The organism is [Clostridium] ultunense DSM 10521 (genome assembly GCF_000511955.1).
Classification (GTDB): Bacteria; Bacillota; Clostridia; order Tissierellales; family Tepidimicrobiaceae; genus Schnuerera; species Schnuerera ultunensis.
Window position 1 is genome coordinate 290,349 of sequence record NZ_AZSU01000002.1, and the last position, 14,219, is coordinate 304,567.

Sequence of the window (14,219 nt, forward strand, 5' to 3'; positions counted from 1 at the left end):
GACCTAAAAAGACAGTTTCAACATTATCAGAAAGACGACAAAAGAACAAACCTAGACCATCAAAAAATCATCCTTGGAGGCAATCAGTTGATAAAAAACCCACACCCTTGTATGAGGAAGTTCTCTTGCGTAAAGAGACAGATGCCGAAATCCAAGAAATATTAAACGGCTTATTTAACTCAACAAGAGCATGGGTTTAAGAGATAAAATCTCTTAAAAATATTATATCTTTTTTTAGTCCTTTTTCAAGGGCTTATTTGTCATACCTTTTTATATAAATATGGTTTATTAAAGCCAAATTTATAAGCGTTTATGCCGCGAAAGCCTATTGATATGGGGAGGACCCCTCTGGTATAATTTTGCGGCGGAAATACCTGCATTTTAAGGACTATTTCCGGCAAAATTTGGTGTCCAGAGGGGTCAGGGGCCCCATGTCAATAGGACCGTGGAATAAATGCGGTTATATATTTTTTTTATCATTAAAAGTGACATTTTCACTGAATAAATTTCTATGTTCTTATGTGACATTTTCATTGACTATTGACAGGTAAAATTATGGAATTACTTAATAAAGGATAGAAGGGAGGGGAGTTGAATTCAGGTGAATATAAAATGATGCCTAAAGAAATTGATGTCTAATATTAATATTTGGAGGGAGAAAAATGTCTCAAAAAACAGGTAAATTTGAAGCAAGAATGGATAGGTTTGCTGAAGTTATTGAAAAACACATAGCTCCACCTTTAATTAAATTTGGCAATCAACGTCATTTTGCTGCAATACGTGCAGCATTGATAAGAACAATCCCTTTAATAATAGTTGGATCAATACCGTTGATTGTAACAAATTTTCCAGTAAAAAAAGTGCAAGAGTTAATAGCGCCATATGCAAATGCATTAAACGTTCTTTTTGCTATGTCATTTGGTTTCACAACATTATATTTAGTCATTTCTTTAGCAAGAGAATTGTCTGCACTATATGATAATTTAGACCCGACAACAGTAAGTATCGTATCTCTAGCATCATTTCTTATTGCTGTAACTCCCATTGATTTGGAAACAAATACAATAGAGGTCACGGGGTTCTCTGCCAAGGGTATGTTTGCAGCATTTTTGATTACAATTTTTGTCGTCGAATTTATGAATTTTGCATACAAGCACAATATTGTAATTAGAATGCCCAAAGCGGTACCGAAGAATATTTCTGATAGCTTTGCTGTGCTAGTTCCTATGTTTTTATTATTAGTTTTCTTCTGGTTCCTTCGTATTATAATTGGTTTTGATATCTATCTATTTATTGAAAAAATAGTATCACCTTTAATGGTTATATCAGATACTTGGTATGCAGCTCTTATAACTGCATTATTATTACAAATGTTATGGTTTGTTGGAATTCATGGAGGATCATTTACTATATGGGGTGTATTGTATCCGTTTTTATTAACCAATATAGCGGAAAATTCTGCTGCTGCAGTTGCAGGTCAACCAATCCCAAATATAATTACTGAACCATTTTTCTATACCTATGCAATCATTGGTGGAGTTGGTATAACGTTACCACTAGTTTTAATGTGGTGGAAATCGAAATCATCTTTGCTTAGAGAGGTTTCCCGGGTATCACTTATTCCAGCCATATTTTGTATAAATGAGCCTGTTATGTTTGGAGTTCCAATAGTATTAAATCCTATTATGTTCTTACCATTTGTCTTTGGTACTACATTGTTAGGAACAATTTATGGATATGTACTAACTAAAATCGGATGGGTAAGCCCGGCTATTATTCATGTGCCATGGACTACGCCACCTTTATTACAACCATATCTTTCAACAGGCGGAGATTGGAGGGCGGTAATTGCACAGCTGATATTAATTATAGTTGTAGGGTTTATATGGTATCCATTTGCTAAAATATGGGAAAAAAGATGTATTGAGGAAGAAGCAAAATCTGCTCACTAAATATTGTACTAAAGAAAGGAGAATTATAATATGAATGATTTTATTAAAGAAGTACGCACTCAGTCAACTATATTACCAGAGGTTTTTAACCTATATAAAACTTCAGAAAAGCATAGAATAAAGGAAATTGCAGACCATTTTAATGAAAAGTCATTTGACAAAATAATTTTGGTAGGTATGGGTAGCTCGCTATATGCTGCACATAGTGTTACTAGCTATCTATCTTCCAAAGGGATTCCTTCTTTGGTTCTTAGTGCATATGACCTAAAGGAATATAATATGGCACAAATTAATTCAAAATCATTAGTTGTCTGTATTTCACAGTCTGGTAATTCATGGGAAGTTTTAGAATTAGCTAGAGAAATAAAAGGAAAGACAACTGTAGTAGGAATTTATAATAATGAAGATGGTGAATTAAGCCAATTATGTGATTTTAAGTTACCTTTATTTGCTGGCGTTGAAACATCGATAACCAACAAGACCTATCAATGTACATTACTTGTACTGAACATGTTAGTTCATGAAATATGTAACGATAATGATGAAAAATTTAAATCAGAGGTAGAAATAGTTATTGATTGGTGTTCAGACTGGTTATCAAATTATCGTGACAAAACTATGCCTTTGCTTAAATTTAGTGAAGATGTGGAAATGTACGATTTTATGGCTTATAGCGAATCTTTATCTACGGCAAGACAGGCTGGATTAATCTTTAGAGAAGGCTTAAAGGCATATACATGTTCATCAGAATTTGCAGATTATGCACACGGATTGTTCTTAAGTGCACAGAAAAATTATTTAGGATTAATGTTTTTCCCTGTATTAAAAGGAACAAATACAGAAGATAGAATGATAAACCATATCTTAGGAGATGATGGTAAGATAATACTATTTACAACTGATAAAGTAGATGAGGATACTAATTTATTACCAGTAATTCTTCCAAAAGTAAGACCATCTCTTGTACCTATTATGGAAATAATACCATGTGATACATTGATGGGAATGCTGCTTGGTGAAGGATGGTCAAGATAGGAGAGATAAATATGAGTATTGAAGAACTATCAAAAATTTGTATGAATTTAATTTCAAATGCTGGAGAAGGTAGAAACTATGTATTTGAAGCTCTTGAACTTGCTTTACGCGAAGATTATGCTGGGGCAAAATCAAAAATTTTAGAAGCTGAAAAATACCTTTCAGAAGCACATAGAATTCAATTTGAAGAATTAATGTCACCCCAGGCAAGAGGCGAAGAAATTCCATTTAACTTACTTTTGCTTCATGCTATGGATTTACTAATGATTTCAATATCGGAAAAAGATCTAGTTGATACTATTATAAGAGCTAAAAGTACCGATGTTTAGGGAAATGACAATTTTCATTAAGGAGGGTAGAAAGACATGGAAAAAATTCGTGCGGTAATATTGTGTGCATCAGCTATGTCATCAGGGTTGATTGTAGATAAATTAAAAGAGGTGGCTGCTTCAAAAAATATAGACATTTTTGTTGAATGTTCTGCTAGTTTGAGATATAGATATTATGATTTTTCAAAAGTAGATATAGTATTGTTAGCACCACAAGTAAAGAGCCAATTAAAAGATATAACAAATTTTATTAATGAAAAGGGATTTGATATACCGGTAATGACTATATCTATGAGCGACTATGGCTTGGTAAGAGGAGAAAATATATTAAATCAAATATTAGATGAATTAAAATAAAGGAGAATTAGTATGATAGTTGATGTTTCTAATACAATAGGAAAACATAAATATAAGGAAGAAATTAAAGCTGAAGGACTACTAAAACAAATGGATAAGGCAGGAGTAGATAAGGCTGTAATTAATTGTTATCCTGAAAGCCTTGATAATGACTCTATATTTAATGCAATTAATATGTATCCAGATAGATTTATCGGATTATATACAGTAAACCCATGGGACGACAATGCAACTAATGAACTAGAATTGGCATTAAGTGAAAAGGGATTTAAAGGCTTATATATGAATCCTATCAGGCATGGATATATGTTAAATGAGTATGAATTGATTTATCCAATTTTAGATATATGTAAAAAATATTCAGTTCCAGTCTGGTGTTATTCAGCTGCCGAAGTTTTTTGTTCCCCTATAATGTTTGATAAGATAGCAACTGATTATCCAGAAGTAAATTTCATTTTAGGAAGAATGGGATTACAATATGATAATGCAAGCGCTGTTTTAATTGCTAAAAGACATCCAAATATTTATCTCGAGACTTCATCATCTATGGATTTTAATACTGCAAGGGCTGTTAGATCTGCTGGAGTAGACAAGGTCCTATTAGGTACCGGAACACCTGATGCAGGATATTTTGAATTGGAAATTAAAAAAGTAGAGAACGTATTAAAAGATAATCCTAAAGGATTAAAGCAAGTTCTTGGAGGAAATGCCTTGAGGATATTTGGACTTGGGGAGGGAAAATAAATGATTATAGATATGCTATCACATATAGGAATTAAAAAAGGTGAAAATTACAAGGTAGAATCCTTAATAGAAATTATGGATAATGCTAATGTTGATAAATGTATGATATGTTCCCAGTTAGAAACAATTGACAATCATTATATTTATCAAAGTACAGAAAAGTATCCTGATAGAACTTTAGGATTTGCTGTAATAAATCCTTGGGATATAGATGGGGAAGAACAATTGGAAAAATGTTTTAAAGAGTACAATTTCTATGGGGTTAAACTGAATGCAATAAGGTTCGGGTATTCAGCTGATAGACATAGTTTATTAGACCCATATTTTCAACTGTGTAAGAAATATAATAAGATGGTCGTAGTTCATGGCATGTCGGACCAATTTTCTTTACCAGAAAAATGGGCTGAAATGGCAAAGAAGTTTCCAGAGGTTCCAATTGTGCTATATCATATGGGGATACCTTTGGCATATGATAGTGCAATATCATTAGCTAAAGAAATTGATAACTTCTATTTAAGCACCTGTGCTGCATATGTTCCAGTAATAAAAAAAGCTTATGAAATAGCAGGAGCCAGAAAAATTCTATTTTCTTCAGATGCACCCTTTGGAAGCATGGAACAAGAGCTGTTGAAAATTAAGTTAGTTACATCAAACAAAGATGATTTAGAAATGATGTTATCAGGAAATGCAAAGAGGCTAATGAATATTTAAGAATATTAATTTATAATTAGTTTAGTAAAAGAGAGATCCATTAATTATAATATTTTTATTGGCATTGAGGATATGGTTTTAGGATTACCTAATCCTTGATGTCAATAAGAATATAGGTTTATATAGTAATTTTGGCATATTACATTATTTATAAAACTTAAAATAAAAGAAACAAGAATTGGGTTTAATAGCTGTTGCAAGTAATTCATCTGTAGATTTATAAAGAAAGGAGCAAAACAAAATGCCCAAAATAGATGATGGACAATTAAAGAAAAGTATCATGTGGGAATATATAGGAGAGATAAAGGGTTTACTTAGTAATAACAATTACGCTTTAGCGGCAAAGGAGCTATTAAAGCAGATTGATATAGATAAGTTAAATGAAATTATCTTTGTTGCCCACGGTAGTTCTTATAATGTTTCAGTTATAGCTTCCCATTGGCTAGGTGAATTTGCAGGAGTTAAAAGTCGATGCTTTATGCCTATGAGTTTTAATTATCATATTAATACATCTGATACTATTTATGATAGGGAAGAAACTTTAATTGTTGCTATTTCACAGACGGGGACAAGCAGAGGCACTATTGAAGCCATTGAACATGCAAAAAAATTAGGATATAAGGTACTTACAATAACGGATGTAATAGATACTCCAGTAGCAAATCTGGGAGATTATTATTTGAATATAGGATGTGGGGAAGAAAATAGTAATGCAAAAACAAAAGGTGTTTGCTGCACTCTTGTACTTTTAGAAATATTTGCTATTGAATTAGGATTACTAAAAGGTGCTTTAAGCCAAGAGAAATATAAAGCAATAAATAAAGAGATTGATTTAAGCATAAAAGAAATAGATGGAGTTATTGATAAGACGGTAGATTGGATTAAAAATTGTGAATTTGGAACTAATGTAAAAGATATTTGTTTTTTGGGATATGGTAAGAATGATGGAACTATATTGGAAGGAATGCTTAAACTGATAGAAACTATGTGTATACCGGCAACAAGTACCGATATAGAAGAGTTTTCCCACGGATTACACAGATATATATCTAAAGACTCTCATTTGGTAATAGTTAATACGGGAGGTATAGGCGGTAATGAAGCTATAAGAACTTACGATTATTTTAAAACTAAAATCAATAATTGTCTGTTAATAAATGGGGCTGAACCAATTATCGATGATAAGCAAGTAATAAATATTTCTGAGAAAAAATATACACAATCTGCATTATGTATAATGTTAATTTTTCATATCTTATCGGTAGCAATACCTGAAAAAAATGGGCTTGACCCCAATGCTGATTCTAATGATGAATATACAAAGTTTATTAAGACAAGAGTTGAATAAATGATGTAACTATTTGAGTTAAAATGTTTAAGTCGGGGGATTATAAATGAAAGTTGGAATAATTGGAACTGGGGCAATAGTTAATAGTTTTTTAGAGGCAGTTTCAATGATTGATGGTATTAAATGTTTAGGAATATACTCAAGAAGCAAGGAAAAAGGTTTAAGATTAGCTAATGAGTTCAATATCCAAACTATATATACAGATTTAGATACAATGTTAGATGATGAAAGAATTAATTTTATCTATGTAGCATCTCCAAATAGTTTGCATTATAGTCAATCATTAAAAGCTTTGAAGAAGGGGAAACATGTTATTTGTGAGAAACCTTTTACTTCAACGTTGGAGGAAACTAAAACTCTATCCAAGATGGCTAGGAATAATGGATTATATCTATTTGAGGCAATTACAACTATTCATCTTCCAAACTATAAAATAATTAAAGATAATATTAAAAGACTTGGGAGGATCAAAATAGTACAAGCGTCTTATTGCCAATATTCTAGTAGATATGATCAATTATTAGCTGGAGAGATTCCCAATGTATTTAATCCTAAGATGTCCGGTGGTGCGCTTGCTGATATCAATGTATATAATATTCATTTTGTAATGGGTATATTCGGTGAGCCTAATGAAATTTATTATATGGCAAATAAGCATGTAAATGGAATTGATACATCAGGAGTTGTGTTTCTTAGATATCCAGATTTTATATGTATATGTACAGGAAGTAAGGATGTACAGGGAAATAATTTGGTTCAAATACAGGGTGAGAAAGGCTATATACAGGTGAATGAAGGAGCAAATGGGTGTAAAAGCTTTACAATAAATATTAATAATGAGAAATCAGAGTATATAGATATTCAAAGTAGCCCAAATATATTGTATTACGAAATGTTAAAATTCCATAGAATTTATAAGGATAAGGATTTAGAAACATGTTATAAATTATTAGACCATACTGAATCTGTAATGAAAGTTCTAGTTAAGGCTAGAAAAGATGCAGGTATCATATTTAGTGCTGACAATAATACGGAAAACATAATATAATTTAATGAAAGTATGGGAAAAACAGAATCTTAAAATACATAGGTATGAAATAATAGCAGCAGGAAAGCGAATATGCGTACGCTTTCCTGCTGCTATTATGGTATGGTTTAACTAAAAGCAATTGATTATTTCTTCGTTATAGTCTACAATAATGTTGGCATAATTCTGACCCCTTTTGGCAAATGATTTTGTCAATTAATAATTATCATAGGGTCTAGAGTTATGCCATATTCAATTTTTGGTAGCATTATTAATTAAGCATTTTGCATAAAAGCTAATAGTTTAGAAAGGTGGCAAGTAAATGACAAAACTTATATTAATTAGCCGTGGAAGAACAACGTCTGTTAGTTTGGCTTCCCAGCTTGAAAAAAATTTTGGTAGCTGGATTGCCAGTAGCTGTTAATATCAACTGTCATGTAGCAAGGTTTAAGGAGGTTGAACTTTAGATGATAAGATTAAGGACTCCATTGACACAAGAGAAATTAAAAGATTTAAAAATGGGAGATGAAGTGTCAATAACTGGAACAATTTATACAGCTAGAGATGCAGCCCATGAAAGACTGGTTAAATTACTAGAAGAAGGAAAAGAATTACCTATAGAAATGAAAGATCAAATAATTTATTATGTAGGACCTAGCCCAGCAAAACCAGGAGAAGTAATAGGAGCAGCTGGACCTACTACAAGCTATAGAATGGATCCCTATACCCCTCAGCTTCTAGATGCTGGATTGAAAGGAATGATTGGAAAATAAAATTCTCTTTTCTAGCAAGAATCAAAATAAGAAAAAGTTAGAAAGGAGAATTTTTTTATTTACTGACAAACAAGGCTAAGTTTAGACGAACTTATGTCTAAAAAACAACCTATTTATCCAAAATTATTATGTATTTACCAGCTTTCATTATATTCCCTTCATCTTCTAATTCATTTAACATTTTAGTGACGGTGCTTCTAGTAGAACCAATCATAGTAGCTAAGTCTTGGTGGGTTAATTTCAAATTAATTTTTGTGCCTTTATTCACCTTAATTCCCTGCTGTATAGCTAATCTTCTCAATAGGAAGTATAGTCTGTTTTTTGCACTGTAGAATGAGAAATCGTAAACTTGTGCCATAAGTATCCTAAATTTAGTGGTGATCATGAGTAGAATATCATTATAAATTGAAGGGTTTTTTTGTAAAAAGTCATAGAAAGTGTTTTTTCCTATCTTACAAACGGTGGTAGGGATTAGAGTCTCTGTTATTACTAAGTCGTAATCTTCTTGGATCATAGTTATCTCTCCAAACATATCACCAGAAGAAAGTAGTAAGATTGTCTTTTCTGCACCAGAATAATCTATAAAGTATTGCTTAACCTTGCCGTCTATGATTAAGTATACATAATCTAATTTTTTGTGTTCAAATTCTATAAAGGCATAGGCATTATACCTTATTATTTCACCTTTGTCTTTGAAATTGTATAATAAACTTTCCCTATAGCTATAGTTAGCATCGTAATGATCTAAAAAAACATTCATGAGGCTCCCACCTTTGAAGAAGTTTCTAATTATATTATACTATATCATATTATAGAAGAATCCAAATTTTATAAAAAGCGAAAATTCAGAATAATGTGTTTTGTAACACAGTTTTATTATTTATCTGTTGCTATAATAGATATAAGGAGGGATCTATATGAGCAAATGGATTCAAGAAAACAATTGGCAAAATGCGGAAAAACTAATAGAAGAAAGTAAAGGGGTTGCAATTATACCTGTAGGAAGTACGGAACAACATGGTTATCATTTGCCACTGGGTACGGATACTTATGTGGCAATAACACTTGCTGAGGCAGCTGCTAAAGAAACTAAAGTAGTTTTAGCGCCTCCTATTTGGTTTGGGTGGAGCCCTCATCATATGGTGTTGCCTGGAACAATAACTATTAGGCCTGAAGTTTTAATTGAATATCTATATGATGTTATTGAGTCCTTAACTCAACATGGAATTAATAAATATATATTAATAAATGGTCATAGAATAGTAAATATTATTTGGATGCAGTTGGCTGCGGAAAGGGCTCAAAGGAAATTGGGTATTAAGGTTAAGATATTTGATCCAGCTTATATGTCAAAGGATATCGTAAAAGAACTGGGATTTGGACCGGTAGGGCATGCTGAAGAGATCGAAACATCTCATATGCTTTATTGTTATAGTGAACTTGTAAATATGGAAAAGGCAGAAGACAACCCCATTAAGCCAGTAGATTTATATTCTGTTGATCCATCTTATCCTAATGATACTTTATGTTACGTGCCAAGTACTATAGAGGTAGCAAAAGAACATGCAGAGAAAGCAGGAGGTACTACAGGTGAGCCTACCAAGGCTTCTAAGGAGAAGGGGAAAATATATCATGAACATTTAGTTAAAAATTTAGTTAAAATAATTAAAGATCTTCAACAAGAAAATTAATAGAATGATGGGGAAAGGAGGGAATAAGGTTGAAAAGGAGCAAGGGTGAAGTTATTATATACGTCATATTGATTTTATCATTAATAATGGTTAATCCACCAGTTTTAAATTTAGTAAACAATTATGTTAAAATGAAGCCTTTAACTTGGGGATACCCTACCCTTTGGTTATGGCTTCAACTATGGTATATAACTGCAATAATTGCATTTTTAATTGGAGTCATTAAGCTTGAAAGCTGGAAAAAAGAATATTAAGGAGGTTTTTCTATGAATGTTGGTATTGTAATTTTACTATTATATACCATCGGTTTATTGGGTATAGCCTATTATGCTTCACTCCAAGATAAAAAAAGTATATCCCATTTTGCAACGGCAGATAGTTCTTTAGGTGTTTTTGTTTTAACATTAACTTTTAGCGCTACTTATCATAGTGCATATGCTTTCATGGGAGCTGCAGGTTTTGTATATCAACATGGAATTGGATGGTGGGTAAATGGGATATGGACAGTATTTCCCGGTGTGTTATTTTGGATTTTAGGTAGAAGGTTTTGGTTTTTAGGTAGGAAATATGGATATATATCTATGGCCCAATATATAAGTGATGTATATCAGGATGATAGAATAGGTTTTCTTGTAACTATAATTACATTAATATTCACATTACCTTATGTTGCTATGCAAGCAATTGGATCTGGATATATATTTGAAGTTATAAGCGATGGAAAACTAAGCTATGAATTTGGTACAATATTATTCTTTGTGATAATGATAGTTCTAGTCTGGATGGGTGGAATGAAAGGTATAGCTATAACCGATGCGGCACAAGGTGTTTTCATGTGGATAGGAATGGTAATAGGTTCCTATATGGTAATAAAGAATAATTTCCCCTCTATTACAAATGCTTATACAGAGGCATTTAAGGTTATTCCCGAACATTTTACACTACCTGGGCCAAATGGTGTAGTTACATCAGCAGATTGGATTTCTAGGTGGGTTGTTATTACCATTGGAATGATGATGTTTCCTCATATAACTCTAAGGTTTTTTTCTGGCCGCTCTTTAAAGGTTTTGAAATGGTCGTCGGTATTTTCCTCTATATATCTAACTTCTATATATGTATTTACACCTGCAATTGGATTTATAGGAAATATATTGTTTCCAAATATAGCTGCTCCTGATACTATATTTCCGGAAATGCTAATGGCTTATACTCCTATTGTATTTGCAGCTCTTGTAATATCTGGAGCATTAGCAGCATCTATGTCAACAGGAGACTCCCAGCTACATGCTGTTAGTAGTATGGTTTCTACCGATATTTATAAAAAACATATTAATCGAGAAGCAGATGAATATAAACAATATAGAGTTGCAAAACTATTTACTGTTATATTAGGTATAATTTCTATAATAATAGCTTTACAAAAGCTGATGTTAGTATATAAGTATGGACACTAAATAAGGTTTTTTATATACTACTAAATGAGGAAGGAAGTGTCCATAAAATGTCTAAAAGAAAAACTTATACAGATGAATTCAAAATAATGATTGCAGAGTTAGTATTATCAGGAAAAACAGTTAGGGAAGTAGCAGACGAATATGGCCTAAGCCAAACAGCAATACGTAATTGGGTAAAGAAGAAAACACCGATAGATGTAAAGGGAGATACCACAAATCTTGAAGAAATTCTAAAAATCAAGAAGGAAAATGCAAGACTTAAGGAAGAAAATGATATATTAAAAAAAGCTATGGCCATATTCGCAACCAAATAAATCCTGATATTATATTTGAAATAATAAAAGCTAATTCTAAGGAACACAGCATAGATACTATGTGCAAGGTGCTAAAATATCCTAGAAGCACCTATTATGATAAGCATAAGGAAAAGCCTGGAAACAAGTGGAAAACTCNTGGTAATAGGTTCCTATATGGTAATAAAGAATAATTTCCCCTCTATTACAAATGCTTATACAGAGGCATTTAAGGTTATTCCCGAACATTTTACACTACCTGGGCCAAATGGTGTAGTTACATCAGCAGATTGGATTTCTAGGTGGGTTGTTATTACCATTGGAATGATGATGTTTCCTCATATAACTCTAAGGTTTTTTTCTGGCCGCTCTTTAAAGGTTTTGAAATGGTCGTCGGTATTTTCCTCTATATATCTAACTTCTATATATGTATTTACACCTGCAATTGGATTTATAGGAAATATATTGTTTCCAAATATAGCTGCTCCTGATACTATATTTCCGGAAATGCTAATGGCTTATACTCCTATTGTATTTGCAGCTCTTGTAATATCTGGAGCATTAGCAGCATCTATGTCAACAGGAGACTCCCAGCTACATGCTGTTAGTAGTATGGTTTCTACCGATATTTATAAAAAACATATTAATCGAGAAGCAGATGAATATAAACAATATTGGATGGAGTATGTATATTTGGACAATATTAATAGATTTGCCCAGTTTGCTATGAGGGTCTGGGGGGTTGAACTAGATTTACAAGATCCTAGAAAAACAGCCCTTGAAGGCATTAAAAGAACAAAGGAATTTTTCAATAAAGTCGGCATGCCTACTAGTCTGGCTCAAGCAAATATTTCAAGGGGTAGAATCGAAGAAATGGCTGAAAAATGTACGGAAGCAGGACCAATTGGTAGTTTTAAAAAGTTATATAAGGATGATGTGGTGAAAATTCTAGAAATGGCACTCTAGATATAATAATTAGAATTAGTATTCAGGAGGGATTTAAATGACAGTTGATAAGATGAGGTTCGCCGTTTTGACAAAAGCTAAGGTGGCAGAAGTGCATGAAAGGCCTTTACCTGAAATTGGTGACTACCAGGTACTGGTAAAGCAGGAAGCTTGTAATATATGTACTACCGATTATGGACAATGGCTAGGCTTAAGGGAACATCAACCATATCCTATGGCTGGTGGCCACGAAGGTGCAGGCGTTATTGTAAAAAAGGGAGCTAAGGTTAGAGATGACCTAGAAATAGGGGACAAGGTGGCAATAGCTTATAATTATTGTGGGGAATGTGACCCTTGTAAATCAGGGGCTACAAGCGAATGTACTCAGGTAAAACATGAACCTTCAGAAGATGGATACTATGGAAATTTTGGTTTTGCTGACTATTGTGTAAGAGATTCTAGAGTATTGATAAAGATGGGCAAAGATCTATCTTCTAGTGAAGCTGCTTTCCTAGAACCTTTAGCAACGGTAATAAAAGGCTTTAGAAAATTGAGGTTAAAACCATTGGAAACAGTTGTAATAATAGGGGCTGGAACCATGGGAGTTGTCAATGCCCAAGCTGCACGAGCCTATGGATGTCGTGTAATAATAACAGAGGTAATGGAAGATAAAGTAAAAGCAGCTAGAGATATGGGATTTGAAGTAGTAAATGCAAAGGAAAATGATCCGGTTAAGAAGGTAAGAGAGCTTACAAATGGTATTGGTGCAGATGCTGTAATTGTTGCAGTTGGGGTAAGCCAGGCAAATCAACAAGCTTTAGAAATGTTGAAAAGAGTAGAAGGAAGAATATTATTATTTGCAGCAGGATATCCGGTACCAAAGCTTGAAGTTGACTCAAACTATATACATTATAGGAAGATGGAATTAATCGGTACCTATGGAGCCGATATGCAGGATTTTATTATTTCTGCAAAATTGCTCAATGAAAAACTAGTAGATATGTCCAAGTTAGTTGAAGCTACTTTCCCCTTGGACAAGATTCAGGAGGCTTATGAAGTAGCAAGTGATCCTGCAAGCTATAGGGTAAGTGTATTATTATAAGTAGTAAAATAACAACAAAATTACCAGCAAGTATGCTTTTATTACATCCCGATGTCATAGTTATTGTTGATGAGGAGGCATACAATAATTAAAACAAGGTTAAGGAGGAACAAATAATGTATAAAGAAAAAGTAACACTAAAAAACGAGACAGGTCTTCACGCTAGACCAGCAAGCTTGTTTGTAAAAGAGGCTGCTAGGTTTACATCTGGGATAACTGTAATAAAAGATGATAAAGAATACAATGCAAAGAGTATTATGGGAATATTAAGCATGGGGGCAGGTAAGGGAGATACAATTTTAATTCAAGCTGAAGGAAGTGATGCTGAGGAAGCTGTAAAGGCATTGGTAAAATTAGTTGATGATAATTTCAATGAATAAGATGGAAAGTCTGTCCATATATAGAAAGATAAAAGTTAAACCTAGCCAATGGTGCCGGATTGGCTAGGTTTAACTTTT

General features: G+C 32.8%; 17 protein-coding genes and 1 pseudogene. 17 read left to right on the forward strand and 1 reads right to left on the reverse strand.

Features of this window, described 5'->3' with window-relative positions; genetic code table 11:
• The 10 genes and pseudogenes from CUL_RS19675 to CUL_RS16635 form a co-directional block, all read left to right on the forward strand.
• Window positions 1-200: pseudogene (locus tag CUL_RS19675) on the forward strand (ISNCY family transposase); the annotation flags it as partial.
• Window positions 201-662: 462 nt separating this feature from the next.
• Window positions 663-1,952, forward strand: coding sequence for a PTS sugar transporter subunit IIC (locus CUL_RS0104225; protein ID WP_025640600.1), 1,290 nt, complete (start codon window positions 663-665; stop codon window positions 1,950-1,952).
• A 30-nt stretch (window positions 1,953-1,982) separates the two neighbouring features.
• On the forward strand, window positions 1,983-2,987 hold the full coding sequence (locus CUL_RS0104230; protein ID WP_025640601.1) for an SIS domain-containing protein: 1,005 nt from the start codon (window positions 1,983-1,985) through the stop codon (window positions 2,985-2,987).
• 11 nt (window positions 2,988-2,998) lie between these two features.
• Complete coding sequence (locus CUL_RS0104235; RefSeq protein ID WP_025640602.1) at window positions 2,999-3,316, forward strand: PTS sugar transporter subunit IIA; 318 nt, start codon at window positions 2,999-3,001, stop codon at window positions 3,314-3,316.
• A gap of 36 nt (window positions 3,317-3,352) precedes the next feature.
• Complete coding sequence (locus CUL_RS0104240; RefSeq protein WP_025640603.1) at window positions 3,353-3,673, forward strand: PTS sugar transporter subunit IIB; 321 nt, start codon at window positions 3,353-3,355, stop codon at window positions 3,671-3,673.
• A 12-nt stretch (window positions 3,674-3,685) separates the two neighbouring features.
• Window positions 3,686-4,417: an amidohydrolase family protein gene (locus tag CUL_RS0104245; protein WP_005585272.1), complete on the forward strand. Its 732-nt coding sequence runs from the start codon at window positions 3,686-3,688 to the stop codon at window positions 4,415-4,417.
• Window positions 4,418-5,128, forward strand: coding sequence for an amidohydrolase family protein (locus CUL_RS0104250; RefSeq protein ID WP_025640604.1), 711 nt, complete (start codon window positions 4,418-4,420; stop codon window positions 5,126-5,128). It abuts the gene before it with no gap.
• A 241-nt stretch (window positions 5,129-5,369) separates the two neighbouring features.
• Window positions 5,370-6,476 carry an SIS domain-containing protein gene (locus tag CUL_RS0104255; RefSeq protein ID WP_005585269.1) on the forward strand — a complete coding sequence of 369 codons (1,107 nt, stop codon included), beginning with the start codon at window positions 5,370-5,372 and terminating at the stop codon, window positions 6,474-6,476.
• A gap of 46 nt (window positions 6,477-6,522) precedes the next feature.
• On the forward strand, window positions 6,523-7,524 hold the full coding sequence (locus CUL_RS0104260; protein ID WP_005585268.1) for a Gfo/Idh/MocA family protein: 1,002 nt from the start codon (window positions 6,523-6,525) through the stop codon (window positions 7,522-7,524).
• Window positions 7,525-7,970: 446 nt separating this feature from the next.
• Entirely contained in the window at window positions 7,971-8,276 is a 306-nt protein-coding gene (locus CUL_RS16635) for a fumarate hydratase C-terminal domain-containing protein (protein ID WP_081722751.1), read from the forward strand.
• A 109-nt stretch (window positions 8,277-8,385) separates the two neighbouring features.
• Here CUL_RS16635 and CUL_RS0104275 read toward each other — a convergent pair whose 3' ends face one another.
• On the reverse strand, window positions 8,386-9,036 hold the full coding sequence (locus CUL_RS0104275) for a Crp/Fnr family transcriptional regulator (RefSeq protein ID WP_005585267.1): 651 nt from the start codon (window positions 9,034-9,036) through the stop codon (window positions 8,386-8,388).
• A gap of 157 nt (window positions 9,037-9,193) precedes the next feature.
• Between CUL_RS0104275 and CUL_RS0104280 the strand changes: the two genes are divergently transcribed.
• The 7 genes from CUL_RS0104280 to CUL_RS0104310 all read left to right on the forward strand — a co-directional run bounded on the left by CUL_RS0104280 (window position 9,194) and on the right by CUL_RS0104310 (window position 14,141).
• A complete protein-coding gene (locus CUL_RS0104280) occupies window positions 9,194-9,967 on the forward strand; it encodes a creatininase family protein (RefSeq protein ID WP_025640605.1) in 774 nt (257 codons plus the stop codon).
• 29 nt (window positions 9,968-9,996) lie between these two features.
• On the forward strand, window positions 9,997-10,221 hold the full coding sequence (locus tag CUL_RS16640) for a hypothetical protein (protein ID WP_005585265.1): 225 nt from the start codon (window positions 9,997-9,999) through the stop codon (window positions 10,219-10,221).
• A 12-nt stretch (window positions 10,222-10,233) separates the two neighbouring features.
• A complete protein-coding gene (locus tag CUL_RS0104290) occupies window positions 10,234-11,421 on the forward strand; it encodes a sodium:solute symporter family protein (protein WP_025640606.1) in 1,188 nt (395 codons plus the stop codon).
• Between the two features lie 47 nt (window positions 11,422-11,468).
• A complete protein-coding gene (locus CUL_RS0104295) occupies window positions 11,469-11,735 on the forward strand; it encodes a transposase (protein WP_025640467.1) in 267 nt (88 codons plus the stop codon).
• A gap of 156 nt (window positions 11,736-11,891) precedes the next feature.
• Entirely contained in the window at window positions 11,892-12,680 is a 789-nt protein-coding gene (locus CUL_RS18310; protein ID WP_236616431.1) for a sodium:solute symporter family transporter, read from the forward strand.
• A gap of 37 nt (window positions 12,681-12,717) precedes the next feature.
• Window positions 12,718-13,761, forward strand: coding sequence for a zinc-dependent alcohol dehydrogenase (locus CUL_RS0104305; RefSeq protein ID WP_005582586.1), 1,044 nt, complete (start codon window positions 12,718-12,720; stop codon window positions 13,759-13,761).
• A 116-nt stretch (window positions 13,762-13,877) separates the two neighbouring features.
• Window positions 13,878-14,141 carry an HPr family phosphocarrier protein gene (locus tag CUL_RS0104310; RefSeq protein ID WP_005582585.1) on the forward strand — a complete coding sequence of 88 codons (264 nt, stop codon included), beginning with the start codon at window positions 13,878-13,880 and terminating at the stop codon, window positions 14,139-14,141.
• Window positions 14,142-14,219: the final 78 nt, after the last annotated feature.